This is a genomic window from Bradyrhizobium sp. Crot121 (assembly GCF_059512385.1).
In genome coordinates, this window is the sequence record NZ_JCAMOR010000043.1 from 1 (window position 1) to 26,986 (window position 26,986).

The following is a 26,986-nucleotide window of genomic DNA, read 5'->3' on the forward strand; positions in this document are numbered from 1 at the left end:
AAGGCTTCCTCCTAAAAGAAAGCCTTGAATCACGTTCCGTCTGATTTGAGAATCCCAAGAGTCCACACAGCCTAGTGGACCACATCAAGCTTGACGTTGGTGACGCCCTTGCCGACCATTCCGAGTTCTTGCGCGGCGGAATAGGAGACGTCGACGACTCGTCCCCGCACATAAGGTCCGCGGTCGTTGACCCGCACCGTCACCGAACGGCCGCTCTTCACGTCGGTGACGCGAAGCTTGGTGCCGAACGGCAAGGTCGGATGGGCTGCGGTCAATTCGTTCTTGTCGAACTTCTCTCCGCTCGCGGTCTGCGAGTCCTCACTGTAGAAGCTCGCGACACCCTGGGATGCGACCTTGACATCGCCACCCTTGCGCGACGCCAGCCGCGTGTGCTTGCGCATTGCCGCTACCCGCTTCTTCATCGCGACCGCCGCCGTGCGGGTGTACACGTATGATGCCTGCCTGCTCGCGCCGATCTCCGATCGTTGGCTGACGACGGTTGACTGCGCGCAGGCCGCCAATGAAGCGGCCCCGACGACCACCGCAATGAGCCGCGTGGCCCTCCACATAGAACCGGATGAGACCAAGTGCGCATCAACCTGCGCGCGCGCCCTGATGTCGACGTACGAATTTGCGGCAGCGTCGAAGCACATGTTGCATCCCCAACTCGCGCCCCTAGCCCAAGCCGAAATCCAACATGGTTAAGGGCGGCCTCCAATCGGGCGTAACCGGGGCAGGAAGCGTCAGGGCGCGCTTGTCGCTGCGCAATTCCTTCGATGTGTGGTGATTGCGCCACAGCCGGCGCTGTCATTCTGGCGGCCCCACACCTCTGTCATTCCGGGATGCGTGCGCGAGCACGCAGGCCCGGAATCCATCGGGCCGCAGACGTGGGGTGAAATGGATTCCGGGTTCGACGCTAACGCGTCGCCCCGGAATGACGAGTGGAGAGTTGGATTAGATCAAATCAGCCGCGGCGCGCGCTGAACGGCCCAACCGACGCCGTGCCGGCGGCAGGCGGCAGCACGACGACTGTGGCGCCCTGCTTCACCCGGCCAAACAGATCGATCACGTCGGAATTGGCCATGCGGATGCAGCCGGAGGAGATCGCCTGCCCGATGTATTCCGGCTGATTGGTGCCGTGGATGCGGTACAGCGTGTCCTTGTTGCCCTGGTAGAGATAGAGCGCACGCGCACCGAGCGGATTGGCCGGTCCACCGGCGACTCGCGACGGATAAGGTCCGAGCCGCTCCTGGATGTCTTTGGTCGGAACCCAGTCGGGCCACTCGGCCATGCGGCCAACGGTGGCGACCCCGGAGAACGCCATCGCCTCCTCGCCGACCGCCACACCGTAGCGGATCGCCTTGCCACCTGGCAGCACGTAATAGAGATAGCGCGCGTCGGTATCGACCAGGATCGAGCCCGGCTGTTCCTTGCGCGAATAGTCGACGATGTGGCGCTGGAACTGCTCCGGGATAGCGGCCTGCGCGTAAGGCGGATGGGCCAACAATTGCCGATCGCGCGGCGTCATGCTTGCATCTGTGGATGGCGACAGCGTCGTCTGCATGCAGCCGGCGAGCCCCACTGCCCCCGTCAGCAAAACTGCGAGCCCCAATCTCGACACCGCACGTCTCCCCTGCGTTAACCTATTACCCAGTTGCTGCCAGAATAATGCTGAAATCATGGCAACAGCCATTGGAACACGTCTGTTTGATTGAATCAGCATGTTCTGCCTTGCCTCGGTTGCACGGCGCGAGCGTCGACGCTAGCCTCCTCAAAAAACAGGAGGTTCCCAAGGATGCGCTCTCGTTTATTGATCGCGGGACTGTTGCTTGCTGCTCAGCCCGCGCAGGCCGATCCGCGCTCGGCCTATGTCACGTTGGTGCTGCAGGCGTTTGCCGCCAAGGTCGAGTGCCCCAACACCGACCTCGTCTATCAGGACCTGGTGCAGAAGGCCCAGGAGATGCACCTGCCCGATGGCACCACGGAGAAAGTGCGCAAGGCGATCGCGTTCATGCACACCGGGGGCAAGATGGGCGAGCGGCAGGACGACGAGCTCATGGCCGAAGTCGCGGTCGCCACGCAGGCGACTGATCTCGACCAGCGGCGGCTGGGCATGACGACATGGTGCGAAACGCAGAAGACTCACCTTGCCGGCTTCATCCGTCCGAAGAACTAGCTGCGTGCCCCTTGCGCGGCTGATTCCCGAGTTCCGGGGAAAACAGTCGCCGTGGGCGGCCCCAGACTCTCCCTCCTCTCGCCTTGCTTTGGTCACACCTGGCTGGAGTCGTGGGGCTGGGCAGAGGATGGTTGACGTAGTGTTAATCCGCCGGCCGCTTCCAGAGCGGGTGGCATTGGACTGAAGATGGAGCGCCAATGCTTTCCACGCTGAACACTAATCCTGCTAAAGAATCCGATCCGCACGATGTTTTCGTGATCGACCCCGAAGTCGTTCTCGCCGCGCGCGGAGATCGTGTACCGCCAACGCCGCCTGCCGAAGTGAACCAGACGCCGGCACCGCAGAGCTACGTGACAACCGGCGCCTCGGCGCCATCGCTCGATACTGCCTTTCGCGTGACGGCCAGCGATCACATCCAGCTCCCGAGCGAGCCTTCGCCGTTCGCCAAATGGGCCAAGCGCGCCGCGATGGCCTTCCTGTTCGCTCTGCTCAGCGCCTTCGCGGCGGCAGCCTGGAAGCATCATGGCGACACTGCCAAGCAGATGATTGCGGACTGGATACCGCAGGTCTCGCTGTTGTCGTCGTTGTCCTCGTCACCGTCGGGTAAGGCGACGGCGCCCGCCGAGCAACCGGCCCCGCCCGCCGATCAGGCCGCGACAGAGCAATCAGTCTCACCCGCCGTTCAAACCGCCTCGACCGATCAGGCGGTCGCTCAGCCGGACACCCCTGCTCAGGCACAGCCAGCGCAAGCCGCCGCGCCGACCACGGCCGCCGCCCTCTCTGCTGATTCCTCACAGTTGCTGCAGTCGATGGCGCACGATCTCGCGACGATGGGCCAACAGATCGAGCAACTCAAAGCCAGCATCGCGCAGCTCAAGGCTGGCCAGGATCAGATCGCCCGCGACATCGCCAGGAATTCTGAGGCCAGGGTGTCGGCACAAGCCGTGCAGCCGCGTGCCGCGCTGCCGCCGCGGCCGGTCGCAGCGCCCGTGCGCAGGCCGAAGCCGCCGACATATCCGCCCGCGCAAACCGCCGCTGCAGCTCCGCCCCTGCCGCCACCATCAGCGCCGGCGCCGTTGCAAACGGTGCCCGAGCCGCCGGCGCAGGATGGCGGACCGGTGGTGCGGCCGCCGATGCCGGTGCGATAGCTCTCGTCAGCTAGTGCGATAGCTCATCAGCTCTGGTGGGGGCCGCGCATGATCTTCATGGCGGCTTCGATGTGGCGCCATTCACGGGCCTCGTCGGCCTCGCCCTGGCTCTCGCAGGCTTGCGCCTTCTGCGCGGCCCGGGCGATCGCTTCAAACCCGTGCTGCTCCAACATCTGCCGCGCGATCACGTGAATCTGCGTCTCTGGCATCATGTCGCTCTCCCGATGTTGCCTGCGCCGGTCGTCAGTTGGTTCTAAACCGGCGAACGACAACGACGTTCCCAAGACCTGGGCTCATCGGTCATTTTCCGATTGTTAAGCAAAGTCCGGCGCATGGGGCCGCTTGGCAAAAATTTTCCACAATTGCTTCTAGAAAAGTCTGCATCGAAAAGGAGAACCTCCGATGCGGATCGCAGCAGTGATCTTCGCAGGTTCGGTGGCCGCGCTCGCGCATTTTGCGACGCCGGTCCTCGCGAAGAACTCGGAAACCCAGCCGGACGCCCAGAAGGCCGACGAGAATCGGGCTACATCGCCCTGCCGCGCCTATCAAAAGGCAGCCGACGGTTCATGGCAGGAGATGCCCTGCCAGGAGATGGGCGCGCCTGCCGAGACCAAGCGCAAATCGGCCACCGGAAATTCGGATCAGCGAACGCGCTAGTTAAGGGCCCTCCCCTCAACTCAGTAAGGCGGCTTCTTGCGCGCCCGCTGCTCCTTGGCGGCTTCGACCCACCACATGAGATCATCGGCAAAGCGCGGAAAGGCCCGCTCCAGCGCCTTGCCGCCCTCGCCGATCGGCTTTCCATCCGCCGACAGCGTCTGCCCGATCGGTCCGACGCCGATCGTGCTTGAAATCACCACCATGCCCATCTCGGAGAGCGTGCCATGCCAGGCGGTCGCGGCACGCGCGCCGGAGAGACGTCCGGCGGAATAGCTTGCGATCGCGGCAGGCCGCCAGAACCACTCCTCCAGGAAATGATCGGTGAGGTTCTTCAGCCCCGGCTGGATGCCCCAATTGTATTCGCCGGTGATGAACACGAAGCCGTCGGCCTCGCGGATTTGGCCCGCAAGCTTCTCCAGCGCAGCGGGCGCCGTGCCCTTCGGATACTCCTTGTACATGCGGTCGAGCATGGGCAATCCGACCCCCTTCGCGTCGATGAATTCGACGTCCTCGCCGCGGGCGCGCAGGCCCTCGACCACGAAGCTTGCAAGCCGAATGCCCATGCGGTCGGAGCGATAGGAGCCGTAGAAGACGAGGATACGATGGGCCATGCCGGTCACTCCGATCGGAAAGCGTAAACGCGGATTTAATCCGCGCTGGTTACCATGGAGCTGAACGCTCCTCTATCGTCCAGAATGGCATCAGTCACATGAAAATCGGAACCCTCTTGACCACCGCCATCGTCTCGCTCTCCGCCGTGGGCGGTGGACTGGCCCTCTACGTCGCGGTTTCGAAATACCAGACCATGGAGAACGTGTCGGCAGCGCAGGAGCGGCTCGCAATCGTTCGCGCGATCAGTGACATCCCGCGCTATCTCAATTCGGAGCGTGGCTTTGCCACCAACATCCTGTTTGGGCCACCGGTGATCGATCCGAAGCAGCGGGCCGATCTGAACGAGAAGGTGCGCACGGCGACCGATCGCGCCCGCGACAAGATGATGGCGCTGCGTAAAGCGCTGCCCGGTTCGCTCGAGGACGGCGGAGCGATCGGCGCCGGCATCGATGGGGTGAACGCAAAATTCAACGCGTTGCGCGAGGCGATGGACAAGGCGATCGACGGCCCGGCAGAAGCGCGCAAGGACGCCGCCAAGAAAATCGTCGCCGACAACGCAGTGCTCAACAATGCCGCAGCCTCCCTGCTCGACGGCCAGGTGCGCAAGTTGGCCCTGATCGACGGCGACGCCTATCGGCAGTCGGTCTACGCGAATATCGCCTGGTCGCTGCGCGACGTCGGCGGCTTCAATGCAAGCCAGCACAAGAACCTTGTCGGCGCCAGGCGCGCGGCGACCGAGACCGAGAAGGTCGATCTCGCTCGCGCCCAGGGGCGCGCGGACCAGGTGCTGATGTCACTGCAGGAACTGCGTGGCAATCCCAACCTGCCCGCCAACGTCGCAGTCGCACTCGACCGCATGAACGAGGCCTATGTCGAGCGGTTCGGCAAGGAGCTCAAGCTCGTGAAGGAAGGTGCGGCCAGCGGCAAGTACGAGCACGATGTCGATGCCTTCTACGTGGAATCGCAGCACGGGCTCAATTCGATCATCGGGGTGCGCGACGCCTTCTACGACAATGCCGAGCAGGTGCTCTCTTCCGCCTACTCCTCTGCGCGTGTCAGCTTCCTGGTCGCGCTCGCCGGCCTGATCGCCGTGGTCGCGGCGAGCATTGCGCTGGTCATGATGGTGCGACGCCGGATCTGCAGGCCAATCGTGCAATTGACCGCCAGGATGTCGCGGCTTGCTGCGGGCGACGTTGCGGACGAAATCGCGGGCGCCGAGCGCAGCGATGAGATCGGCGCAATGGCGCAGGCCGTACGCGTCTTCAAGGACAACATGATCAAGGCCGATCGCCTCGCGGCCGAGAAGGAAGCCGAGAACCAGGTCAAGATGCGCCGCGCGCAAGTGCTCGACAACCTGACACACACATTCGAGGCGAAGGTCAGCGAGCTCATCGGCGGGCTCTCGGCCGCCTCTGCCACTATGGAGGAGACCGCACAGTCGATGTCCTCCACGGCGTCCGCCACCAACCGGCAGGCCGCTGTCGTAGCGACGGCCTCCGACCAAACCTCGACCAATGTGCAGACGGTTGCCAGCGCGACCGAAGAGCTGACGTCCTCGATCTCGGAAATCGGGCGCCAGGTCACGCAGTCGACCGAGATCGCGGCACGCGCCGTGGAGAACGCCCGCCGCACCGGCGACACCGCCCGCTCGCTTGCCGAGGGCGCGCAGAAGATCGGCGATGTCGTCACGCTGATCCAGAACATCGCGGCGCAGACCAACCTGCTGGCCCTGAACGCGACGATCGAGGCCGCGCGCGCCGGGGATGCCGGACGCGGCTTTGCCGTGGTCGCCTCGGAGGTGAAGTCGCTGGCCGGCCAGACTGCGAAGGCGACCACCGAAATTTCCGAGCAGATCGCCACCATTCAAGCCGCAAGCGATGAGACGGTGAAAGCGATCCAGAACGTCGTCGACGTCATCACCGAGATCGACCAGATCGGCACCGCGATCGCCGCCGCGATCGAGGAACAAGGCTCGGCCACCAAGGAGATCTCGCGCAGCGTGCAGGAAGCGGCGCGTGGCACGCAGGACGTCAATTCGAACATTTCCGGTGTCCAGCGCGCCGCCGACGACACCGGAGCCGCCGCCAGCCAGGTCCTTGGCGCCGCCGAACAGCTTTCCGCGCAGTCTCGCGACCTCGCGGGCCAGGTCAACCGCTTCCTCGCGGAAGTCCGGGCGGCCTAGTCGCGGGTATGGCTTGTCGATTTGGCGGAGGAATCCGTGCGCTATCAACTTGATTGGCGCAAGATTCCGATATCCAATCCGCCCGGCTATTTTGGCAAATCAAATAGGGAGAGAAGCCCATGCTCAAACGGATATTGTTGGTAGCGGTCGTCACCACCTTTGCGATCGGCTCGGCATTCGCGCAGGAGTCCTGCGAGACCAAGGCCGTCGGCAAGGACGGCAAACCGCTGTCGGGCGCGGCAAAGACCTCGTTCATGAAGAAATGCACCACCGAGTCCTGCGAGGCCAAAGCGGTCGGGTCCGATGGCAAGAAGCTCGCCGGCGCCGCCAAGACCAGCTTCATGAAGAAGTGCCAGAGCGGCGCATAACCGCGCAGTCTAGATTCTTGTTTTGACGCGTTTTCTTCACGCGAACCGGTGTCCACTTCGCTCGAAAACGCTCTAGCTGATTCAGGATCGCCGCGACCTCGAAAGGGTCTCCGATGGCGATTCGCCGAAATGCGCCCGATATATCCTGGAGAAGTCGCTGAGGTGCCAAAAGCCACAGGCGAGTGCACAGGCCTTGACGCTATGGGTGCCGGCCAAGAGGTTTTGGCGAACGAGCCACAGCCGTCGCAGGCGGAGATATCGGTGCAGGCTCATGCCCCGATAGCGCTGCACCGCATCGTGCATGGTACGCACTGACACGCCGATCTCCCTGGCAAGATCGGTGCTGTAGATCGGCTGCGCGAGCTCGCTGGACAGGACCGCCTGCACATCCTTGAAAACCTTGAACTGCCGCGCAGCGTTCGCCCGCGCCGTCCACTTTGCCGGCACGACCTCCGCGAACGCATGATCGATCGCGGCCATCAGGGATTCGCGGATCGCGACCGCTACTCCGGGAACCTCAGGCGCCTCGGCCAAATGCGGCGCGATCGCCAGGATCTCCCGCACCAGCTGGCGCAGCCGCCGTTTCGCCGTCTCGCTGGTTTCATAGAGATTGAAGCTCAGTCCGGTCTTCGGCCACCCGCGATCCTCGACCTTGGGCTTGAAAACGATCGAGGCATATTGCCGGGGGGTTCTCTCAAGTGCGCTATAGGCGGCCCCGCCGCTGCCAATCACCAGCAACGACCGATCGTGCTCGATACCATTGAAGCGAATGGCGGTGCCCTCATCCATCGGGAACCCGACGGCGGTCGTGTTCGGCGCCAACTGCACGTCGATGACCCGCGGAAACGCCTTCGTGTAGTTCAGGTCGCAACCCGGCAAGTTCAGGATGGTTTGCTCGGCCGAAATATCCCGGGCGAGCGGAATGCACTCCACCTGCACGTTTCGAATAAAGCTCCGAAACGTGTCGATATCATCGAACCGAAATATCTTCGGCACCAGCGTCGGCGCCGGTGAATGATCGTTCATTTAAAATAGTTCTTGTAAGAGCAACACCAGTCGAGGGCACGGCAATCATGCCGCGCTGCAAAAAAGCGGCGATCTTCGCTCGACGACTCGTCTCGTACTCTTCTCCAGTCTCCACCCAGTTGGAGCGCAGTGACTGCGAAAGACAACGTGGCAAAATACCATTGCCGAATTTCGATACTGTTTTCTGGTAGAATCTTAAAGAGGGCACAACCCCAAAAGACCAATTTACAGTGGTAATTAACAATCTAGGCGCGAAATCGGCTGAGGGACAGCGACGTCCTGCAGCGGATTATTGGTGCCGCCATGACTGCCATTGCCTCGACTGAGCTTATTGCAGAACTCGAAGATGTTGTCAGAGCCGGTTCGCCCGAACGCCGCATCCGGATATTGCGGCAGGTGGCGAGCCTGTTCCTCGCGGACGCCGACCGGCTCAGCGAGCACCAGATCGAAATATTCGACGACGTCCTGGTCCGTCTGATCGGGGCGGTCGAAGCACGCACGCTGACCAAACTCAGCGCCCCCCTTGCCGATTTGAGGTCGGCCCCGAGGGAGGCGGTGCGCCGCCTCGCCCAGCACGAGGACGCGGCCGTCGCCGTCCCGATCCTTCGCAAGTGCGAATGCCTGTCTGAGGACGACCTCATCGAGGTCATCAGGACCCGCGGCGAAAAGCACCTCGGCGCCATCGCCGGACGCAGCGCGGTGAGCCGCAGGCTCACGGATGCCCTGCTGATGCGCGGCGATGCCGCCATCTGCGGCATCCTCGCAAGGAATCCCGGTGCGCAGTTCTCTGTTGTGGGCTTTGCGACCCTGGTCGATATGGCCCTGCGCGACGATGATATCGCCGACGCGCTGGTGCAGCGGCCGGATCTGCCGCGCGATGTGCTTTGCGAGTTGGTGGCGAAGTGCAGCCCCTCCGCGCAGGCCCGCCTGCTCAAGACCGCGCCGCCCGAGCGACATGTCGCGATCAGAACGCTGATCGAAGAGACCACCGCGCGCGGGCGCGCCCGCAAGCCTGTTGCCGTGGACTATTCCGAGGCAAAGGCGACGGTGCTCGCGCTCAACAATGCCGGCCAGTTGAACGATTCCATCGTCAACCGTTTTGCGATCCGGCGCGACCACCCCAGTGTCATCGCCGCGCTGTCGCTGCTGGCAACCGTTCCGATCGAAACCATCGAGCCGCTCCTGGAGACGGAGGATTGCTACGGCCTGGTCCTCGCCTGCCGGGCGTCGCGGCTCGATTGGCAGACCGCGGTTGCCATCATCAGGAGCCGCAAGGGCGTGAAGCCGGCTTCGCCGCAACAACTCGAACAGGCCAAGGAGGCCTTTGACACGCTTTCGCTTTCCACCGCGCAGCGCGCCATCCGCTTCGGATCCGTAAGCGACATCGGCGCCAGGCCCTTGTCTGCCGATACAGCTTCAGTTGGGGGAGTGCATTGATGGCTTATGGAAACCGAAAAGCCGAGCGCGTTCATTTCGAGCACCGCTATCCGGTCAACCTGATGGGCGTTGACGGCACCTGGCAACGAAGCTGCGTTCTTCTCGACGTGTCGCAGACCGGCGCCAAGCTCGAGGTCGACGGCCCGCTCGACGTGCTGCGGGCGCAGGAATTCTTCCTGATCCTGTCATCGAGAGGACTTGCGTTCCGGCGCTGCGAACTGATCCGGGTCGACGGGATGCAGATCGGTGTGAAGTTTGTCGCCGAACGAAAGAAGAAAGGGCGCGCCATCATTCCAAAGTGAGCATGCCCGCCGCACAATTTTCCCAGGGAGGAACGACCGATGACCGTCCACAAGATCGCAGCCTTCTCCGTCACCACGAATTGCGCGGAGCCGCTGCGCGGAATCGTCGAGATCGACATGGCCGGAAAGACGCTGCGATTCGAACTCAACGAGGATGTCGCGCACAGTCTCTGCAGTGACCTCGATCATTTTCTCACCCAGGCCGAGCAGCGCGCCTTCGACAACATCTGAAGCAATGCCGGCAATACCATCTCGATGTCTATTTACGTTGTAGCCGATACGCAGGCCGGGCTTTCGTCCTTGTGCGCCATGCTGGAGCCGAAGCATCCCGTTACAGGGGATCTGCTTGGAGCCGCCAGCATTCGCGGCAATGACATCGCGGCCGTTGTCGTCAACGCCGACCTGCGTGTCGTCGACAACATCACGGCGCTCAAAGCCCTGTCAGGCACGTTCTCGCGAATCCCAAAGCGCATCTTCGTCGTCAACGAGCGGACCCGGCTGGCGGTGGTCCAGGCCTACGCGCTCGGCGCGACGCATGCGTTGCTCAGTCCGGTCAAGCCGGCCCAGTTGCTGGCAAAGCTCGCGCCGGGCGAGACCTCATCGATCGTTCCGAGCGAACCCGCCTCGAGCGCGCGGGAGGCTGCATCGGTCGGAGCGGCCAGCTTCGCCTCGATGTTCTCGGCGGTCACCTGCGGCTGGGCCGTCAATGTCGCGGAGGCCAAGGACGCCGGCAACGTGATCGCAGAGACGATCGCCGAGCGTGGGCTGTCCGACTGGCTCGCGACAGTTCGCCGTCACCATGAGGGCACCTACCAGCACTGCTTATTGGTCACCGGCATCGCCGTCGATTTCGGCCTCAGCCTTGGCATGGCGAAGGCCGATATCGAGCGTCTTTATGCGGCGGCAATGTTTCACGACCTCGGCAAGGCAAGGATTCCGCTCGCCGTCCTGGACAAGCCCGGCAAGCTCGATGCCGAGGAACGTACGCTGATCGAAACCCATCCTGCCGCGGGCCATGCCGTGCTGAAGGGAACGCCCGGCATCTCGGCCGAAATCCTCGATGCCGTACGGCACCATCACGAGTTTCTTGATGGCAGCGGCTATCCGGACGGGCTTTGCGCCGAAAGCATCTCCGACATCGTGCGTATCCTGACCATCTCCGACATCTTCTCCGCATTGATCGAGCAGCGGACCTACAAACAGGCGATGCCGCGGGCGGCGGCATACGAAGTCCTGCAGGGCATGAAGGGCAAGCTCGAGCGGCCGCTGGTCGAGGCGTTCAGGGACGTCGCCCTGAACCGTTGATCCGCCCTCGCCGTCCCCGAGGCAGTCGAAAGCTAGCTCCGCAGCCCCGGTGCTTCCTGGCCAGTGCGGGCGACGTACTCCGTATAGCCCCCGCCAAATTGGTGGATACCGTCCGGCGTCAGTTCCAGAACGCGGTTGGAGAGCGCGGCGAGAAAATGCCGGTCGTGCGAGACGAACAGCATCGTGCCCTCAAACTCCGACAGCGCGTTGATCAGCATCTCCTTGGTCGCGAGATCAAGGTGGTTGGTCGGCTCGTCCAGCACCAGGAAGTTCGGGGGATCGTAGAGCATCTTCGCCATCACCAGCCGTGCCTTCTCGCCGCCCGACAGCACCCGGCACCTCTTCTCGACATCGTCGCCGGAAAATCCGAAGCAGCCGGCAAGCGCGCGGAGCGAGCCCTGCCCTGCCTGCGGGAACGCGTCTTCGAGTGATTGAAACACCGTGCGTTCGCCGTCGAGCAGATCCATCGCGTGCTGCGCGAAATAACCCATCTTGACGCTGCCGCCGAGCACGACCGTGCCATTGTCCGGCTCAGTCGAGCCGGCCACCAGCTTCAACAACGTCGACTTCCCGGCGCCATTGACGCCCATCACGCACCAGCGCTCGCGCCGGCGGATCATGAAGTCCAGTCCTTCATAGATTCGCTTGCTGCCGTAGCCCTTGTCGACGTTCTTCAGCGCAACCACGTCTTCGCCGGAGCGCGGCGCCGGCAGGAATTCGAACGCCACGGTCTGGCGGCGTCTCGGAGGCTCGACCCGCTCGATCTTGTCGAGCTTCTTGACGCGGCTTTGCACCTGGGCCGCGTGGGAAGCGCGCGCCTTGAAGCGCTCGATGAACTTGATCTCCTTCGCCAGCATCGCCTGCTGACGCTCGAACTGAGCCTGCTGCTGCTTGTCGGCCATCGCGCGCTGCTGCTCATATAACTCGTAGTCGCCGGAGTAAGTGGTGAGCGCGCCGCCATCGATCTCGATCACCTTGCCGATCACGCGATTGATGAACGCGCGGTCGTGCGACGTCATCAACAGCGCGCCCTCGTAGCCCTTCAAGAATTGCTCGAGCCAGATCAGGCTTTCGAGATCGAGATGGTTGCTCGGCTCGTCCAGCAGCATGACATCCGGACGCATCAAGAGAATGCGCGCCAGCGCCACGCGCATCTTCCAGCCGCCCGAGAGCGAGCCGACGTCGCCGTCCATCATCTCCTGGCTGAAGCCAAGGCCGGCCAGCGCCTCGCGCGCCCGCCCCTCGAGCGCGTAACCGTCAAGCTCCTCGAACCGTCCCTGCACCTCGCCATAGCGCGCGATGATGTCGTCCATCTCATCGGCGCGTTCAGGATCGGCCATCGCAGCCTCGAGCTCCTTCAGCTCGGCCGCAACGATGCTGACGGGGCCTGCGCCGTCCATCACCTCGGCGACCGCGCTGCGGCCGGACATCTCGCCGACATCCTGGCTGAAATAGCCGATCGTGATGCCGCGATCGACCGCCACCTGCCCTTCGTCGGGCACATCCTGGCCTGCGATCATCCGGAACAGCGTCGACTTGCCGGCGCCGTTCGGCCCGACGAGGCCGATCTTTTCACCCCGGTTGAGCGCTGCGGAAGCTTCGATGAAGAGGATTTGGTGGCCGGCCTGCTTGCTGACGTTGTCGAGACGGATCATTGCGCTATCTGGTGGGACATCTGTGCGGGGCGCTCTTAGTCGATTTCGCCCGCCAGCGCAAAGACGTTCCGCCACCCGCTCCGCTTCAGCGCGATTTTCCTTCCGAAACGAGCCCTGCTAGTGCCGCTTGAAATACTGCACGTCGCGCTCGTGCTTTTCGGCCGCGGCGCGAGACTTGAAGGTGCCGAGATTGCGACGTTTGCCGGTCTTCGGATTGACCTTCCGCGAATAGAGGCGGTATTCGCCGGATCGTAATTTGCGGATCATGGTCGGGTCTCCTTTTGCCCGATCAACCACGCCGCACCCTCTCGGTTCCATTACGGCTTGCGCTGCGGCGGAAAGAGCTGATTGCCAAATGGCTGCGGCCCGGTGGGAACACGGATGGCGATGAAGCTTCGGCCCATCGATGTGTGACAGGAGTTGCAGCCTTCGGTCAGACTGGCATAAGCCTTCGCAAATTTGCGGCCATCCTTCGCCGCGATCGCGTCGGAAACCGACTGCAACGGATCCTTCAGCGTGGTGACATTGCTGACGGGGATGCCGGAATACATCATGGCCGCCTCCGCAAGACTGGACTCGAGCTGGCCCAGTTCGTACGTCGCAAGCTCCCAATTCTGGGCCGTGGCGGCCAACCACAATTTCTGGTGTTGCCGTTGCGCAGCGCTCATGATGTCGCCAAGCCGCGGGACATATCGGTCGCTCGAAGAAGGCTGCTTCAGATCCGACTGCGCGATCGCCAATGTTGTCGACGCCGCAGACAGAAGCAGAGCCATCACCAGAGCACGCCGTTTCATCGCAAACTCCATTTCTTCCCGCGGCAGCGACCGCAGAACATTGTTTTGCTTGCAGCCTAGCGAGGAGAGTCGTGGGAGTCTTGCGCTTGATCAAAGCCGCCTGGGAAATTCGGCCAAGCAACACAACAGCCGTCATTGCGAGCGTAGCGAAGCAATCCATTGTCACCGCAAGTTTCGAGAGATGGATTGCTTCGCTTCGCTCGCAATCACGGCTGGGTTACCATTGATCGCTCTAGAAGCAGAGATTAGTCACGACGTTGCCGCGCTTGTCCTTGATCGTCATCGGACATCGCGCCCGCTCCAGCGCCTTCTTGGCGTCCTCGTCGCCGAGGGCGGCGGCGCGCTCGTAATAGGCTTTTGCGGCATCCGAATCCTTCGGACCGCCGCGGCCGGATTGCGCGAAGGCGCCCATCCGCTCCAGCGCGGCGGGATGATTTTGCGCCGCCGCCTTCACGAACAGCGCGCGTGCCGCGACATCGTCCTTCTCGCCGCCGGAGCCCTCGGAGAGCATCAGGCCGAGCTGATATTGCGCCTCGGGGTTGGTCTCGGCGGCCTTCGCGAGCAATTCGCGGGCGCGCGCCGGGTCGGCCGCCGAGGCTCCGCCGAGCGCGGCCAGATTGGTGACGCCGCGCGGATTGCCGGCCTGCGCCGCGCGCTCAAACAACTTGCGCGCCTGCGCTTCGTCCTTCGCGACGCCCGCGCCGGTCCCATAGAGCACGCCGAGCTCGACCATCGCCGAGGTCGAGCCCTTGTCTGCCGCCTTCCGCCAGGCCGCGACCGCTTCCGCCGTTTGCCGATTGGCTGCATAGGCACGCCCGAGCTGATACATCGCCCGGCGCGAGGATTTCGCAGCAACTGCGCAGTATTTGATCGCGGTCGCAATGTCGGCCGAGGCGACCTCCGGCACGCCCTTGACGTCGGCGGGCTTGTCGGGATCGGAGGGATCGGCCGCGAGGCGGTCGCACAGCACGAGGTCGGCCGATTGCGCATGGGCATGGCCCGGCGCCGCGAGCACTGTGACGGCGAGAAGTGCGGCTGCATGAATTCGCTTGATCATGGCTGGCAAGTTGCGTCCAACGGCCGGCAAATTCAAGGCTCAAGCCCCGACTCGCGCAGCACCGGCGCGACCTCGTCGGAAGCGAGATAGCGCAGCAGCCGGTCGGCCTGCTCCGCCTTCCCCGAAGCTGTCATGCGGCCGGCGGAGAACACCGCCGGCGTCTGCAACACGCGCGGAATTGGTCCGACGACCTCGATGCCGGCAACCTGCTTCAATTCGCTGATCTGCTGCACGGCGAGATCGGCCTCATCAGTGACGAGCCGTTCCGCGGTGAAGCCCGACGGGATAATGGTCGCGCGCGCGTTGATCTCGGCCGCGATGCCCAGGCTCTCGATCAGTCGCGCGAAGAAAATCCCGCTGACGCCGATCCGCGAATACGCCACCGAGCGCGCAGCCAGCAGCGTCGCGCGCAACCCCGCCTCGCTGGCGATGTCGGGATGCAAGGCTCCCTCCTTCACCGCGATGCCGACACAAGAGCGCGCGAGATCGACGCAGCTCGCCGCGGCGACGCTTGCTTCCCGCGCGAGCTCGGCGAGCCCCTCTTGCGTCAGGATGAGGATGTCGGCGCCCTCGCCGCGCCTGATCCGGTCAAGCAGGGCGAGCGTCGGCGCGAAATCGGCGTCGATCCGCACGCCGCCGGCGGCCGCATACTGTCCGGCAAGATCGGCAACTGCGCCTTTCAGCGCCAACGTGGAGAGCAGGCGAATGGTGTCGGGCATCGCGTCTTACAGTCGGCGCATCAGCTTCAGCACCGCCGTCAATCGCAGGCTGCGCTTGCCGGCGAGCGCGGTTGCTTCCAGCACCGCTCCCTCTTCATTACAGGTGCCGGAAAAGCCAATGCCGACTTCGTGGCCGCCGAAGATCGGATTCTCGCCCCTGGCCGGTGTGTGCTCCTGGTTGAGGATCTGGCCTTTCCAGCGGCCATTCTCCGAAACGTAAGTACCGAGATAATAGAAGAACGCGTCACCGCCGACGATCCGGCCATCCTTGAGCAGCATCACGCCAGTCAGGCCGCCTGAGACCCCATCGAGCAGGCGGAGATGAATGGAATAAAGGCCGTTGGCAATCCCGCCCTCGCCGACACCGCCGGCGATCGGGACCGCCTGCTCCTCGATCGGCGTCAACAATGCCTGAAACGGGACGCCCGGCACCTCCCGCAACCCTCCCTCGAAGCGATAGGTGTCGCCATTGGGCCGGCCCTGCGCCACCAGTGTCGCATCATCGGTGCCGGCCATGGCGGGATAGTTGGGATCCGGATTGTGGCGCACGGTCCTGACCACGACCGAGACATCGTCGCCGCTTTCCTCATAGGTGCCGATATGGGCAAAGGCCGAATTGCCGCCGAGCATCTTGCCGTCATGCGCGTGCATGACGCTGCGGCCGACCGCATCATTGAGCTGAAATCTGACCTTGTAGAAGCCTCCGAAACCCACTTCGGCCCCCGGCCCGCGCGCATCCAAGCCAAGTGTAGCGCGCTTTCGGCAAGGTCGATACCGGCTTTGCGCTAAACAAAGCGTGTCGACGGTCTGGAAGCGCAACCAGTCCAATGCCGTTTAAAATGCAAAAGTCCGCCAAAGCCGAACGGCATTGGCGGACTTGATTGCGGTCCCAGGCGCCCCCAGCCCGGGCCGGGAGCGTCTTAGGCCGCGGCCTTCTTGCCGGTCGGGACTTGAGAGACGGTCTTCAGGATCTGCGAAGCGATCTGGTAGGGGTCGCCTTGGGAGTTCGGACGGCGATCTTCCAGATAACCCTTGTAGCCGTTGTTGACGAAGGAGTGCGGAACGCGGATCGAAGCGCCGCGGTCGGCCACGCCGTAAGAGAAGGTATCGATCGAGGCCGTCTCGTGCTTGCCGGTCAGGCGCATATGGTTATCAGGGCCGTAGACCGCGATGTGGTCAGCGCGGTTGGCCTTGAAAGCTTCCATCAGCGCCTCGAAGTACTCCTTGCCGCCGACTTCGCGCATGTACTGGGTCGAGAAGTTGGCGTGCATGCCGGAACCGTTCCAGTCGGTGTCGCCGAGCGGCTTGCAGTGGAATTCGATGTCGATGCCATAGCTCTCGGTCAGGCGCAGCATCAGGTAGCGCGCCATCCACATCTGGTCAGCGGCGGTCTTGGAGCCCTTGCCGAAGATCTGGAATTCCCACTGGCCCTTCGCCACTTCGGCGTTGATGCCTTCGTGGTTGATGCCGGCAGCAAGGCAGAGGTCGAGATGCTCTTCCACGATCTTGCGGGCAACATCGCCGACATTCTTGTAGCCGACGCCGGTGTAGTACGGGCCCTGCGGAGCGGGATAGCCGCTCGAGGGGAAGCCCAGCGGACGGCCGTCCTTGTAGAAGAAATATTCCTGCTCGAAGCCGAACCAGGCGCCGGCGTCATCGAGAATGGTGGCGCGCTTGTTGGACGGATGCGGGATGACGCCATCGGGCATCATGACTTCGCACATCACGAGCGCGCCGTTGGTGCGCGCAGCGTCCGGATAGACGGCGACCGGCTTCAGCACGCAATCGGAGCTGTGGCCTTCAGCCTGCATGGTGGAGGAGCCATCGAAGCCCCAGAGCGGAAGCTGCTCGAGCGTCGGGAACGACGCGAATTCCTTGATCTGAGTCTTGCCGCGCAAGTTCGGTGTCGGCGTATACCCGTCGAGCCAAATATACTCGAGCTTGTACTTAGTCATTGAGCCTCTCTGTTGATGATGCAAAACGCGAGGGGCCGAAAAGCCACTCGGTTGCCCCGCGCGTACCCGGCCACCATCGGCCAAGAATGTACCAAGCAATTTGAATGCCAATCGCTGCAATGCGGGAGCGGGTCTCTGGGGAAAAGTCCAGACGGCGCTAGCTCTTTTTTACTGCGACATAGAAGCGCGGCTGGCATGCGTACCAAGCGGCCAATTGACGCTCCCAGGGTACCGCCAGCGCCCGATTCTCCGGCAATTTCCTCTAGGCGCCCACCGTCCGATTAAAGCCTTGGCAGGCTTTCGCGGCATTGCTCGGAGACGCCGCCGCCCGACCGCAACCCTCGGCCCGGCTCAAGCGTTGGTCACCTGCTTGTTGCCTCACGCGAAGCAAAACCAAAAATGCCTAGAGAATAATCATCGAGTGACATTTTTTGATCAACTTGCATCCGGGCGGGGCACGGCCGATATCGCAAGTCCAAGTAACTATCCAAGTAACCACACGAGAACGAGTCGGGCGCACCATGGAGGATCGCGGCTCCGATCAGAGGAGAGGATGACATGAATACGGGTCTGAATCAGGGATCTGCCAAGATCTACCAATTCCCGGTTGGCGGCCGGGCGTCCATCGCAGGACGCCGCTATAGTGAGACCAAGTCGGCGCTCGAGATTGCTGCTTCACAGGTGAACAAGGCCGATTGCAGCGGTAGCTGGTACCACCAAGCGGCGATCGAAGAATCCAAGCCAACGCGTGACCACTAATGCCGGGTCAATATCGGATAGCTTCCCGACGGGAATGTCGGGGATCGGTAGCGTCGAAAAGGGTCGGAACGAGCGCGTTTCGGCCCTTTTTCATGCCAGCTCGCAGGCCGTGGCCCGGCGCTTGGCGTGCTTGAGCGTGGCAAGGCCGGCTTTCGTGATCCTTAGCGTAACGCCACTGCCGGAGTAGCGCGCGCCTGATAGCGTCAGCCGCTTCAACAGCGTTATCGCCTTGCCGTCGAGCTGCAGATGGGCGCGGGAGTCGTATTGGAAAAATCCGACGATGAACTGCGTGCCGTCGGCGCAGCGATAGTTCTGGAACGAGCTTTGGGCCGAGGCTTGCGACCTGCCGGCGAGGGTTCCCGCCACCAAGACCGCCGCGAAAATGGCCGCCTGCCGATGATTCATGCTTCGCCCCCGGAGCTGCCTTGAGTATAGACGAGCGCGGGATGCGCACCATCTCCTATCCGGTCATCTGCTTGCCGTACACGATTGCTTAAGTCACCCGATGCAAGACTCCCCTGCCCGACATTTCAATCTCGCCGGCGCGAGCAATTTCCGTGACCTCGGCGGCTACCTTACGCGCGACGGCCGCAGCGTCCGTTGGCGCCAGATCTTTCGCTCCAACCATCTCGGCCGCCTCACCGACGACGATGTTGCGGTGATCCGCGGCCTCGGCGTCCGCAGCGCCTTCGATTTCCGTGGCCGCGAGGAGCGCGCCGAGGGGCTTTGCGGCGTGGCCGAGATCACCGTGCATTCCCTGCCGGTCGAACCGACGGTGATCGCCGCGCTGCACGCCATCGCCGCCAGCGGCAATCCGCCGACCGAGAACGACGCCATCGAGGTGATGCGCGATTCCTACCGCAGCTATGTGCAGGAGAACACGCCGCGCTTCCGCGCGCTGTTTGCGCATCTGTTGGAGGACCGCGCGCCGCTCGTCATCCATTGCAGCGCCGGCAAGGACCGCACCGGCTTCGCCTGCGCGCTGATCCTGCATACGCTCGGCGTTCCCGACGAGGTGATCTCGGAAGATTATCTGCTGACCAACCGCTTCTATCGGCGCGATGCTTCCGTGCCGAGCGATCTACCGGACACTGTCCTGCAGGTGATCGGCACGGTGCGGGCGGCGTTCCTGGCCACGTCGTTCGAGGCCATCAGCGCCGGCTATGGTGGCCTCGACAATTATATCCGCGACGGCCTTGGTGTCGGAGAGAGCGAGCGCAAGCAGCTTGCCGCGCTCTATCTCGAGAGAACTTAAGCAGCCGCTTCCAGCTCGGCGTCGAGGTCGGCAATGACTTCCTCGAAAGCCGAGATCGCCTGCTGCACGGCCGCGATGTGCATCAACTCCCAGCCGCTGACCGGACCGGTGCGATTCTGCAGCGCGACGACCAAGTCCCGCCGCTGCTCCTTAAGCTGAACGAGCGGTAAACCGTGATCGGGTAAGTTTCCCATGGTCTGATCCCCTGCCATGATGAGACCTCGCTTCTAGCGAACGGATTCTGCAATCGACTTACGGAAGTCCGGCAAATTTTACCAATCAAGGGCAAGGCCGTAGTCTTACGTGCATGGCTACGCTACGGCGGCAGCTTTCCGGATAGCATCGTTAAGGCCCCTAGACATGCGGAGCGTGCTGCCGTCGCTCTGATGCAATCGATCGGGATCGGTGGGGTCGACCATACGATCGAAACCGATATTGTTCTGCGCGTGCCAATGCTGCATCAGCGCCCAGCGGCGAAACACATTGACTCCTGCCCGCTCTGCCACTGCGGCGATCAGCCAGACCATGCGCTCGGAAAGCTCGGCCTTATCGTCGATCAGCATCGCCGGGACATGTTGCGGATCGATCAGTAGCACGTCCATCTGGCCTGCATGGGCACGAAGCCGGTCTACGCCGACGGCAATTTTCTCCGCGACGTCGTCGACGTTGTACTTCTCCTTGTGGAAGACGGCGTTGGTGCCGACCTGCCAGATCACCAGTGACGGTGCCGGCGCTTCGGCGAAAATGTCCGAATCGAAGCGATCCAGTTCTTCGATCGCCTCTTGACCGCCTACCCCCCTGTTGAGCACATCGATCCTTGGATTATCGCAGGCACGCCTCAGATACATTTCCAGCCAGTATGGATAAGGCAAGACATCTTCCCGGCCAGCGGTCGACGATGATCCCATCGCCACGATCTTGAGCGGCCCGCCGTGCCGAAGCGCCTCGGCCAGGCGTGTCAGCGGATATTTGAAGGCGATCAACTGATCAGGCAATTCGGCATCTGCAAAATTGTCAATCATTTCGGGCCTCACAAATTGAATACTATTTAACGTTGAGGGCCTATTTCGCGACGATTTTGCCGGCATTGCAAATGAATTTCCGCTGAGTTTAGTCTGTCTGCTCGGGTAGTGCGGAGCTGTCTCATGAACGGAAAAGTTATCGTCATCACCGGCGCATCCGGGGCGCTCGGCAAGGTGGTCGCTGAGGAAGCCCTGGCGCGCGGCGCACGCGTGTCCGGCATTGATCACGCGCCGTCATCGCTTTCGCCGACGTCGGGCCGGATCGAGTTCGGCGGCGTTGATCTGACCGACGCAGCCCAGGCAAAAAAGGCGATCGACACTGCGGCGGCGCATTTCGGCCGGCTCGATGCGCTCATCAACATCGCCGGCGGCTTTGCCTTCGAGACGGTCGCAGACGGCGATCCCGCAACCTGGCAGCGGATGTATGCGCTCAATGTCACGACCGCGCTCAACGCCTCGCGCGCGGCGATCCCGCATCTTCTTGCGTCCAGCGCCGCGCGTATCATCAATATCGGCGCGCTCGGTGCACTGCAGGCAGGCGCCGGCATGGGCGCCTATGCAGCTTCCAAATCCGGCGTGCACCGCCTGACCGAAGCGCTCGCCGCCGAGCACAAAGGCAAGATCACGGTCAACGCCGTGTTGCCTTCGATCATCGACACCGCAGCAAACCGCGCCAGCATGCCGAAGGCGGATTTCTCAAAATGGGTGGCGCCAAAGGAACTCGCCGACGTCATCCTGTTCCTCGCCAGCGACGCAGCGAGCGCAGTCACCGGCGCGCTGTTGCCGGTGAATGGCCGCGTTTGACTCTCTCGCTCACGCCTCCACCAGCTTCTTCAGCACCGCCTTGAAGCGGACGCTGCGCTTGCCAGCGAGCGCAGTGGCTTCAGCTTCGGCACCTTCGGAATCGTAGGTCCCGGAGAAGCCGATGCCGACTTCGTGGCGGCCGAACAGCGGTCGCTCTCCCAGGCTCGGCGTATGCTCGCGGTTGACGATCTCGCCCTTCCACCGGCCGTTCGCGGCGGTGTAGGCACCGATATAGTCGAAATAGGCGTCGCCGCCCCAGATGCGGCCGTCATGCAGCATCATCACGCCGGTATTGCCGCCGTCGAGCCCATCGAGCATGCGAATGTGGATGGAATAGAGCCCGTTGCCGATGCCGTCGGGTCCGACTTTGCCCGGCGCAGGCGCATCCTTGTCGTTGATCGGGGTCAGGATCGCCGTGAACACGACGCCGGGTAAGGCAGTGGTCCCGCCTTCGAAATGAACCTCGTCGCCCTTGTGCGTGCCCTTGAAGGTCATGACGATGTTGTCGACCGGGAACATCGGCACATAGTTCGGATCGTGGTTGTGGCGCGTCATCTTCACCTCGGATGAGATGATGCCGCCTTCCTCCGTGTAGCTGCCGATGAAGGACGAACCGGAATTGCCGCCATAGAACTTGCCGGAGGCGGTTGCGAACATCACGCCGCAGCCAGTGCCCCGCACTGTCCTGAACGAGAATTTGTATAGTCCCTGCAGCACCCTGGCGCCTGCTTCTCACGCGACAAATGCACCATACCCCGCGCGGACCGTTTGCTCGCGCAGGCTCACCGATTGCCATTTGGTCTAGTCGTCCCGCAGGAAGACTAACCGTTTTGCCACCGTCCCGGCAAACGCTTTGCGGTAAACTTCTGCAACTGAGTCGCGGCATTTCGCGACTGGAGAGTTTTGCGCGTGGAAACCTCGCTCTATCTGCCCGTCAAACGATTTCTCGAAAAGCTCGGCTTCACGGTGAAGGGCGAGATCGGCGGGTGCGACCTCGTGGCGCTCAGCGGCGACGATCCGCCGGTCGTCGTGGTCGGTGAGCTGAAGCTCACCTTCAACCTGGAACTGATCCTGCAGGCGGTCGGTCGCGCCGGCGCCTGCGACGAGATCTGGATCGCCGCCAAATTGTCGTCGCGCGGCAAAGGCCGCGAGAGCGACGCGCGCTACCGCAATCTCTGCCGCCGCCTCGGCTTCGGCATGCTGGGAGTGACCAGCGCCGGCGAGGTCGAGGTGCTGGTGAAGCCGCCGACCACGGCGCCGCGCCGTGATCCGAAGAAGCGCTCGCGCCTGGTTGCCGAGCACAATCGCCGCAAGGGCGATCCCGTGATGGGCGGCAGCACGCGCTCGCCGATCATGACGGCCTACCGCCAGCAGGCGCTCGCCTGCGCGTCAGCGCTCGCCAATGGACCGCGGCGCGTGCGCGAGCTCCGGGTGGATATTCCGGATGCCGGCAAGATCCTGCTGCACAATGTCTACGGCTGGTTCGACCGCGCCGAGCGTGGAATCTATGTGCTGACCGAAGCGGGCCGCGCCGCGTTGAAACGTTGGCCACAGCCGCCGGTTGATGCTGCGGCCATCGAAACAGCGCCCTCGATCCGGATGACGACCGCGTAGCGACGCACGATTGCGGTGCATAAGCGGTCACGATCGCGCGATCTGGAGAAAGTCTACCGTGCATGGCTGGATTGCCATGTCAGTTTCATATTGCAATGCAACAATATGCAGCCTAGGTATCCGCCCAAAGCATGATCCGGAAAAATAGCTACCGGAATTTCCTCGCGACAGACGAAGCGTTTGCGCGGAGATCATGCTCAAAACGAAGCGGCGGGCGGATGACGACTGATGGAACCCTCATCCCGCTCCCAGTGAGGCCCCGATGAGCGAAGACTGGCAAACGAAATATGGTCCCCGACGCGTGAGGCGCGATCCGCCGACGCTGGAGGAAGCGATCTTCGCCGCCGTCGGCATCACCGACGACCTTGAGCAACAGGCCGAGATCGCGTCCGCCTTGATGGGCCTCCCTTACGAGGAGGTCCTGGCTGAGGTGAAGAAGACGGCGCGCACCACCGCGAGGTCGGCGACCCGCGTGATCACGGGCGAGCAAGGCGCGCAGCGCGCGGTCGTGGTCGAGCGGCGCGTGGTCCGGCGGTTTGGCAACGACAAGCGCACTGGCACCTGAACTGCGATTGGCGATTCGTTCAGCTGAGCGAATTGCCCGCAGAATTGGGGCGCACGAGTGCGCGCGCCGATCAGGCGGCGCGGCCCCAGCCGTACATCTTGAACACCATCTGCCAATAGGCGCGGTTGAGATCGGCGATCGCGCGCGCGGCCTCCAGCGGCGCGACGGTCGTCGCGGGGACCAGTTCCGGCTGGCCATGCCGCGCAAGATCGATGCTGCCGGTGGATTCGCCGTGGCGGAAGGTCAGCTTCGCACCGAACTTGCTGGCGAGCGCACGCATCGCCTGGTTCTGCGCGCCTGTGGTGATCCGAAGCGAGCGATAGCCCCTCGCCCGCGCCTCCGCGATCACATTGCGGAACAGGATGCTGCCGACGCCCTTGCGGCGCGCCGAGCGCTCCACGCTGAAGGCGATCTCAGGCTCTCCGTCCGGCGATTGCTCCGGCGGATGCAATTCGGCCGCACCACGCACCACGCCGTCCTCGAAATAGGCGATGATGACAGTGCCGTCGTTGGCGCATTTCTCGGCGTAGCGCTTGATGAAGCCGTCATCCATGAAGCCATGGAAGCGATCATAGCGGCTGGTTCGGTCCAGCCTCAGCAGATGGTCCTGCAGAAGCGGCAATTCCGATTGGCTCAGCGTCCGAACAGTGCCCTTGGCTGGCGCCGAACGGGTAGAATCGTAGTTCATTCCATAACTCCTCGTGGTAGCCCTCGAGGAGGCGTCGAGTCCCTAGATGCCCAATATTGTGCGTCGCAGCATGAAATTCAAGTACCTAGATTCACCGAATGTTGCATTTGGATTCACTTGATCTTTCACCCTGAATCTATTGATGAATTTCGGGACGGCGAGCGCACTATAGTACCATTTGGGTCTGGGTCACGATGGCGACCAGTCTGCCGTCCTCGGTTTCCAGCCGAGTCTGCCAGACCTGCGTGCGCCGGCCGCGATGCACAGGCGTGGCGATGGCGATCACCGTGCTCCCCTCCTTGGCGCCGCCGATGAAGTTGGTCTTACTCTCGATCGTGGTGGTTCCCTTGGCATCCTCGGGCAGATTGATCACGGTCGCAGCCGCCCCGACCGAGTCCGCAAACGCCATCACCGCGCCGCCGTGAATGGTGTGATGCAGCGTGCAGAGGTCCGCCCGCACCAGCATCCTCGCCACCACGCGGTCCTTGTCGGCCTCTGTGAACGTGACGCCCTTGAGTTCCGCAAACGGCATTTTCATCGATTGGATCTTTTCCAGCGGCGTCATGCGTCCTCCCGTTTTGTTGTGCGCGCGGCAGCGGCGGAGAATGGACGGAGCCGGTAAATCAGGCAATGACGCCCGAGGTAATGGCCGATGTGACAATGCGCCAATGAGAGAGATTTTCCGATGCGCCACTTCCCTCCCCGCCGGATCGTCTGCCTGACCGAGGAGACCGTGGAGACGCTGTATTTGCTCGGCGAGCAGGACCGCATCGTCGGCGTCTCCGGCTATGCGGTGAGGCCGCCACAGGTCCGGCGCGAGAAGCCGCGCGTCGCGGCGTTCATCTCGGCGGACATCCCGAAAATCCTGGCGCTCGAGCCCGACCTCGTGCTCGCCTTCTCCGACATCCAGGCTGACATCGTCGCCGATCTCGTGCGGGCCGGTGTCGACGTCCACGTCTTCAACCAGCGCGACATTGCCGGCATCATGGCCATGATCCGCACTCTCGGCGCCATGGTCAGCGCCGCCGAACGCGCCGACCAGCTTGCGACGAGCTTTGAACAGCGCCTCGCCAGCATCGCCGCGACGCCGCGTCCGCAGCCGAAGCCAAAAGTCTATTTCGAGGAATGGGACGATCCCCTGATCAGCGGCATCGGCTGGGTATCGGAATTGATCGAGATCGCCGGCGGCGAAGACGCACTGCCGGGCTTGCGGTTACAGAAGGCGGCGAAAGATCGCATCATCGCGCCCGAGATTGTGCGCGACGCCGCGCCTGACGTGATCCTCGCCTCCTGGTGCGGCAAGAAGGTCGTGCCCGATCGTATCCGCAACCGCCCCGGCTGGAACGACATCCCCGCCGTGCGCAACGACCGCATCGTCGAGATCAAGTCGACGATCATCTTGCAGCCGGGCCCAGCCGCGCTGACCGATGGGCTGGATGCGATAGTAGCTGCACTGTGGCCGTCGTGAGCCTCGCTCTCGCCTTCGTCATTGCGAGCAACGCGAAGCAATCCATTTCTCCACGCGCGGCGGCATGGATTGCTTCGCTGCGCTCGCAATGACGGAGGGAGCCTACACCCTCTCCACCCCGCACCATTCCGCGATGAACAGTGCGGTGGCCTTGGTGGATTTGCGCAGCGACTCCAGGTCGACATATTCGTTGAAGCCGTGCATCGCCGCGCCGCTGGCTCCGAAGCACAGGCTCGGGATGTTGTAGTTCAATCCATAGAAGCGGGTGTCAGTGAGCGCGGTGAAGGCGCGGTCTTCCACCGTGCCGCCATAGACGGCGCCGAACGCCTTCGCGAACGCCGCTTCCGGCTCGGCCGCGTCAGTCAGCTCATAGCCCTCGGACAGGAAGCCCGACCACTGCACTTCTGGCGGATTGTTGGAAAGGAAGCGATGATCGCGCGCGGCCGCAGAGACACAGGCCAAAATCTCCTTCTGGCGCTCCGCAATCGACCAGCCCGGCAGCACCGCGATGCGGCAGTCGACATCGCACCAGGCCGGCACGCTGGAAGCCCAGTCGCCGCCCTTGATGATCCCGGGATTGAAGTTGATGGGATGGGCGACGTCCTTGAAGTGCCGGTCGGCCTTGGCGCGCTCGTTCCATTCAGCCTCCAACTTTTCCAGCGCGTGGATCAAGTGATACGCCGCCATGATCGCATTCGACCCGGCGCCGGCCTCGAACACATGCACGGGGAAGCCGCGCACCTTCAGCCGAAACCAGATCACGCCGACCTGCGAGCGGATCATCTTGCCGTCGGTCGGCTCCGGGATGAGGCAGGCATCGGCGCGATAACCGCGCTGCAGGGTCGAGAGCGCACCGACGCCGGTGCTCTCCTCCTCGATCACGGACTGGAAGTGGATCCGCCCCGTGGGGCGCAAGCCTGCAGCCTTGATCGCATCCAGCGCATAGAGGGCGCCAATCGTGCCCGACTTCATGTCGCAGGCGCCGCGGCCATACATGCGCCCATCCTTGATGGTCGGCGAGAATGGCGGCGTCTCCCACATGTCGAGCGGGCCGGTCGGCACCACGTCGCAGTGCCCCTGCAGGATCAGCGATTTGCCGCCATTGCTGGGCGGCCGATAGGTGCCGACCACCGTACGGGCCCTGGAGAAATCATGCTCGATCGGGCCGAAGCCGCGCAGGTTCTTCAGATCGTCAACATTGATATGCCAGTCGTCGACCTCGTAGCCGCGTGCGCGCAGGAGATCGCCGATCATGTCCTGGCACGGACCTTCCGCGCCACGCGTCGATGGGATCGCGACGAACTCCTTCGTGGTCGCGAGCTGCGCGTCGAAGCCGGCATCAACGGCGTCCAGGATCCTTTGTTGCGTATCGGCACTCATGCGGCGGCTCCAACTCCAGGTTCGATCAACGCTATAGC

At 63.1% G+C, this 26,986-nt stretch carries 34 protein-coding genes; 15 read left to right on the top strand and 19 right to left on the bottom strand.

Features of this window, described 5'->3' with window-relative positions; translation table 11 throughout:
- Positions 1 to 71: 71 nt before the first annotated feature.
- Positions 72 to 569, bottom strand: a complete 498-nt coding sequence (locus AC5ZGW_RS29330; RefSeq protein WP_245475217.1) for a septal ring lytic transglycosylase RlpA family protein — start codon at positions 567 to 569, stop codon at positions 72 to 74.
- Positions 570 to 964: 395 nt separating this feature from the next.
- Positions 965 to 1,564: a L,D-transpeptidase gene (locus tag AC5ZGW_RS29335; RefSeq protein WP_207231196.1), complete on the bottom strand. Its 600-nt coding sequence runs from the start codon at positions 1,562 to 1,564 to the stop codon at positions 965 to 967.
- 231 nt (positions 1,565 to 1,795) lie between these two features.
- Here AC5ZGW_RS29335 and AC5ZGW_RS29340 point away from each other — a divergent pair, with 231 nt between their 5' ends.
- Positions 1,796 to 2,176, top strand: coding sequence for a hypothetical protein (locus tag AC5ZGW_RS29340; protein ID WP_028165837.1), 381 nt, complete (start codon positions 1,796 to 1,798; stop codon positions 2,174 to 2,176).
- 197 nt (positions 2,177 to 2,373) lie between these two features.
- Positions 2,374 to 3,324, top strand: a complete 951-nt coding sequence (locus tag AC5ZGW_RS29345; protein WP_474419477.1) for a hypothetical protein — start codon at positions 2,374 to 2,376, stop codon at positions 3,322 to 3,324.
- Positions 3,325 to 3,350: 26 nt separating this feature from the next.
- Here the strand turns inward: AC5ZGW_RS29345 and AC5ZGW_RS29350 are convergent, their stop codons facing one another.
- On the bottom strand, positions 3,351 to 3,536 hold the full coding sequence (locus tag AC5ZGW_RS29350) for a hypothetical protein (RefSeq protein ID WP_028165839.1): 186 nt from the start codon (positions 3,534 to 3,536) through the stop codon (positions 3,351 to 3,353).
- Between the two features lie 190 nt (positions 3,537 to 3,726).
- On the opposite strand from AC5ZGW_RS29350, the gene AC5ZGW_RS29355 reads away from it, so the two are divergent.
- Positions 3,727 to 3,981 (top strand): hypothetical protein, encoded by a 255-nt coding sequence (locus tag AC5ZGW_RS29355; RefSeq protein ID WP_130227962.1) that lies wholly within the window; start codon positions 3,727 to 3,729, stop codon positions 3,979 to 3,981.
- 20 nt (positions 3,982 to 4,001) lie between these two features.
- Here the strand turns inward: AC5ZGW_RS29355 and AC5ZGW_RS29360 are convergent, their stop codons facing one another.
- Positions 4,002 to 4,592 carry an NADPH-dependent FMN reductase gene (locus AC5ZGW_RS29360; RefSeq protein WP_130227961.1) on the bottom strand — a complete coding sequence of 197 codons (591 nt, stop codon included), beginning with the start codon at positions 4,590 to 4,592 and terminating at the stop codon, positions 4,002 to 4,004.
- Positions 4,593 to 4,690: 98 nt separating this feature from the next.
- On the opposite strand from AC5ZGW_RS29360, the gene AC5ZGW_RS29365 reads away from it, so the two are divergent.
- Together AC5ZGW_RS29365 and AC5ZGW_RS29370 are read left to right on the top strand one after the other, a co-directional pair.
- A complete protein-coding gene (locus AC5ZGW_RS29365) occupies positions 4,691 to 6,775 on the top strand; it encodes a methyl-accepting chemotaxis protein (protein ID WP_130227960.1) in 2,085 nt (694 codons plus the stop codon).
- A 119-nt stretch (positions 6,776 to 6,894) separates the two neighbouring features.
- On the top strand, positions 6,895 to 7,143 hold the full coding sequence (locus AC5ZGW_RS29370) for a hypothetical protein (RefSeq protein WP_028165843.1): 249 nt from the start codon (positions 6,895 to 6,897) through the stop codon (positions 7,141 to 7,143).
- An 81-nt stretch (positions 7,144 to 7,224) separates the two neighbouring features.
- Here the strand turns inward: AC5ZGW_RS29370 and AC5ZGW_RS29375 are convergent, their stop codons facing one another.
- Positions 7,225 to 8,169 (bottom strand): AraC family transcriptional regulator, encoded by a 945-nt coding sequence (locus tag AC5ZGW_RS29375; RefSeq protein ID WP_130227959.1) that lies wholly within the window; start codon positions 8,167 to 8,169, stop codon positions 7,225 to 7,227.
- Positions 8,170 to 8,472: 303 nt separating this feature from the next.
- Between AC5ZGW_RS29375 and AC5ZGW_RS29380 the strand changes: the two genes are divergently transcribed.
- From AC5ZGW_RS29380 to AC5ZGW_RS29395, 4 genes are read left to right on the top strand one after another with little or no spacing between them, the layout of a single operon-like run.
- Complete coding sequence (locus AC5ZGW_RS29380; RefSeq protein ID WP_130227958.1) at positions 8,473 to 9,606, top strand: DUF2336 domain-containing protein; 1,134 nt, start codon at positions 8,473 to 8,475, stop codon at positions 9,604 to 9,606.
- Positions 9,606 to 9,908: a PilZ domain-containing protein gene (locus AC5ZGW_RS29385; RefSeq protein WP_028165846.1), complete on the top strand. Its 303-nt coding sequence runs from the start codon at positions 9,606 to 9,608 to the stop codon at positions 9,906 to 9,908. The genes AC5ZGW_RS29380 and AC5ZGW_RS29385 overlap by 1 nt, the downstream gene beginning before the upstream one ends.
- A 39-nt stretch (positions 9,909 to 9,947) precedes the next feature.
- The gene (locus tag AC5ZGW_RS29390) at positions 9,948 to 10,139 is read left to right on the top strand and encodes a hypothetical protein (RefSeq protein WP_130227957.1); all 192 of its coding nucleotides are present in this window, start codon (positions 9,948 to 9,950) and stop codon (positions 10,137 to 10,139) included.
- Positions 10,140 to 10,163: 24 nt separating this feature from the next.
- Positions 10,164 to 11,213: an HD-GYP domain-containing protein gene (locus AC5ZGW_RS29395; RefSeq protein ID WP_130227956.1), complete on the top strand. Its 1,050-nt coding sequence runs from the start codon at positions 10,164 to 10,166 to the stop codon at positions 11,211 to 11,213.
- Between the two features lie 32 nt (positions 11,214 to 11,245).
- Here AC5ZGW_RS29395 and AC5ZGW_RS29400 read toward each other — a convergent pair whose 3' ends face one another.
- From AC5ZGW_RS29400 to AC5ZGW_RS29430, 7 genes are all read right to left on the bottom strand, one after another.
- A complete protein-coding gene (locus tag AC5ZGW_RS29400; protein ID WP_130227955.1) occupies positions 11,246 to 12,868 on the bottom strand; it encodes an ABC-F family ATP-binding cassette domain-containing protein in 1,623 nt (540 codons plus the stop codon).
- Between the two features lie 117 nt (positions 12,869 to 12,985).
- Complete coding sequence (locus AC5ZGW_RS29405; RefSeq protein ID WP_016843021.1) at positions 12,986 to 13,135, bottom strand: hypothetical protein; 150 nt, start codon at positions 13,133 to 13,135, stop codon at positions 12,986 to 12,988.
- 50 nt (positions 13,136 to 13,185) lie between these two features.
- Positions 13,186 to 13,662, bottom strand: a complete 477-nt coding sequence (locus AC5ZGW_RS29410; protein WP_130227954.1) for a hypothetical protein — start codon at positions 13,660 to 13,662, stop codon at positions 13,186 to 13,188.
- 232 nt (positions 13,663 to 13,894) lie between these two features.
- Positions 13,895 to 14,719: a tetratricopeptide repeat protein gene (locus tag AC5ZGW_RS29415; RefSeq protein WP_474419474.1), complete on the bottom strand. Its 825-nt coding sequence runs from the start codon at positions 14,717 to 14,719 to the stop codon at positions 13,895 to 13,897.
- A gap of 32 nt (positions 14,720 to 14,751) precedes the next feature.
- Positions 14,752 to 15,438, bottom strand: coding sequence for a substrate-binding domain-containing protein (locus AC5ZGW_RS29420; RefSeq protein WP_130227953.1), 687 nt, complete (start codon positions 15,436 to 15,438; stop codon positions 14,752 to 14,754).
- Between the two features lie 6 nt (positions 15,439 to 15,444).
- Positions 15,445 to 16,089 (bottom strand): GrlR family regulatory protein, encoded by a 645-nt coding sequence (locus AC5ZGW_RS29425; protein ID WP_165435380.1) that lies wholly within the window; start codon positions 16,087 to 16,089, stop codon positions 15,445 to 15,447.
- 269 nt (positions 16,090 to 16,358) lie between these two features.
- A complete protein-coding gene (locus tag AC5ZGW_RS29430) occupies positions 16,359 to 17,393 on the bottom strand; it encodes a glutamine synthetase beta-grasp domain-containing protein (protein WP_130227951.1) in 1,035 nt (344 codons plus the stop codon).
- A gap of 558 nt (positions 17,394 to 17,951) precedes the next feature.
- On the opposite strand from AC5ZGW_RS29430, the gene AC5ZGW_RS29435 reads away from it, so the two are divergent.
- Positions 17,952 to 18,152, top strand: a complete 201-nt coding sequence (locus tag AC5ZGW_RS29435; protein ID WP_130227950.1) for a DUF2735 domain-containing protein — start codon at positions 17,952 to 17,954, stop codon at positions 18,150 to 18,152.
- 90 nt (positions 18,153 to 18,242) lie between these two features.
- Here the strand turns inward: AC5ZGW_RS29435 and AC5ZGW_RS29440 are convergent, their stop codons facing one another.
- Positions 18,243 to 18,557 (bottom strand): MliC family protein, encoded by a 315-nt coding sequence (locus AC5ZGW_RS29440; RefSeq protein ID WP_130227949.1) that lies wholly within the window; start codon positions 18,555 to 18,557, stop codon positions 18,243 to 18,245.
- Between the two features lie 100 nt (positions 18,558 to 18,657).
- On the opposite strand from AC5ZGW_RS29440, the gene AC5ZGW_RS29445 reads away from it, so the two are divergent.
- Positions 18,658 to 19,407 carry a tyrosine-protein phosphatase gene (locus AC5ZGW_RS29445; RefSeq protein ID WP_130227948.1) on the top strand — a complete coding sequence of 250 codons (750 nt, stop codon included), beginning with the start codon at positions 18,658 to 18,660 and terminating at the stop codon, positions 19,405 to 19,407.
- Here AC5ZGW_RS29445 and AC5ZGW_RS29450 read toward each other — a convergent pair.
- A complete protein-coding gene (locus AC5ZGW_RS29450) occupies positions 19,404 to 19,619 on the bottom strand; it encodes a hypothetical protein (RefSeq protein WP_474419472.1) in 216 nt (71 codons plus the stop codon). The two genes, AC5ZGW_RS29445 and AC5ZGW_RS29450, sit on opposite strands and share 4 nt — an antisense overlap.
- A gap of 99 nt (positions 19,620 to 19,718) precedes the next feature.
- The gene (locus AC5ZGW_RS29455) at positions 19,719 to 20,495 is read right to left on the bottom strand and encodes an SGNH/GDSL hydrolase family protein (RefSeq protein WP_245474889.1); all 777 of its coding nucleotides are present in this window, start codon (positions 20,493 to 20,495) and stop codon (positions 19,719 to 19,721) included.
- Positions 20,496 to 20,552: 57 nt separating this feature from the next.
- Between AC5ZGW_RS29455 and fabG the strand changes: the two genes are divergently transcribed.
- Positions 20,553 to 21,233, top strand: coding sequence for a 3-oxoacyl-ACP reductase FabG (fabG, locus tag AC5ZGW_RS29460; protein WP_130227947.1), 681 nt, complete (start codon positions 20,553 to 20,555; stop codon positions 21,231 to 21,233).
- Between the two features lie 9 nt (positions 21,234 to 21,242).
- On the opposite strand, the gene AC5ZGW_RS29465 is transcribed toward fabG, so the two are convergent.
- Positions 21,243 to 21,950, bottom strand: coding sequence for a hypothetical protein (locus tag AC5ZGW_RS29465; protein ID WP_245474888.1), 708 nt, complete (start codon positions 21,948 to 21,950; stop codon positions 21,243 to 21,245).
- A 192-nt stretch (positions 21,951 to 22,142) separates the two neighbouring features.
- On the opposite strand from AC5ZGW_RS29465, the gene AC5ZGW_RS29470 reads away from it, so the two are divergent.
- Positions 22,143 to 22,847: a DUF2161 domain-containing phosphodiesterase gene (locus AC5ZGW_RS29470; protein WP_130227946.1), complete on the top strand. Its 705-nt coding sequence runs from the start codon at positions 22,143 to 22,145 to the stop codon at positions 22,845 to 22,847.
- Positions 22,848 to 23,109: 262 nt separating this feature from the next.
- A complete protein-coding gene (locus AC5ZGW_RS29475) occupies positions 23,110 to 23,412 on the top strand; it encodes a hypothetical protein (protein WP_028165863.1) in 303 nt (100 codons plus the stop codon).
- Between the two features lie 70 nt (positions 23,413 to 23,482).
- Here the strand turns inward: AC5ZGW_RS29475 and AC5ZGW_RS29480 are convergent, their stop codons facing one another.
- Both AC5ZGW_RS29480 and AC5ZGW_RS29485 read right to left on the bottom strand, forming a co-directional pair.
- On the bottom strand, positions 23,483 to 24,100 hold the full coding sequence (locus tag AC5ZGW_RS29480; protein WP_130227945.1) for a GNAT family N-acetyltransferase: 618 nt from the start codon (positions 24,098 to 24,100) through the stop codon (positions 23,483 to 23,485).
- Positions 24,101 to 24,266: 166 nt separating this feature from the next.
- On the bottom strand, positions 24,267 to 24,665 hold the full coding sequence (locus AC5ZGW_RS29485; protein WP_130227944.1) for a PaaI family thioesterase: 399 nt from the start codon (positions 24,663 to 24,665) through the stop codon (positions 24,267 to 24,269).
- A gap of 120 nt (positions 24,666 to 24,785) precedes the next feature.
- Here AC5ZGW_RS29485 and AC5ZGW_RS29490 point away from each other — a divergent pair, with 120 nt between their 5' ends.
- Complete coding sequence (locus AC5ZGW_RS29490; RefSeq protein WP_130227943.1) at positions 24,786 to 25,568, top strand: cobalamin-binding protein; 783 nt, start codon at positions 24,786 to 24,788, stop codon at positions 25,566 to 25,568.
- A gap of 102 nt (positions 25,569 to 25,670) precedes the next feature.
- Here AC5ZGW_RS29490 and AC5ZGW_RS29495 read toward each other — a convergent pair whose 3' ends face one another.
- A complete protein-coding gene (locus AC5ZGW_RS29495; RefSeq protein WP_130227942.1) occupies positions 25,671 to 26,948 on the bottom strand; it encodes an ArgE/DapE family deacylase in 1,278 nt (425 codons plus the stop codon).
- Between the last annotated feature and the right edge of the window lie 38 nt (positions 26,949 to 26,986).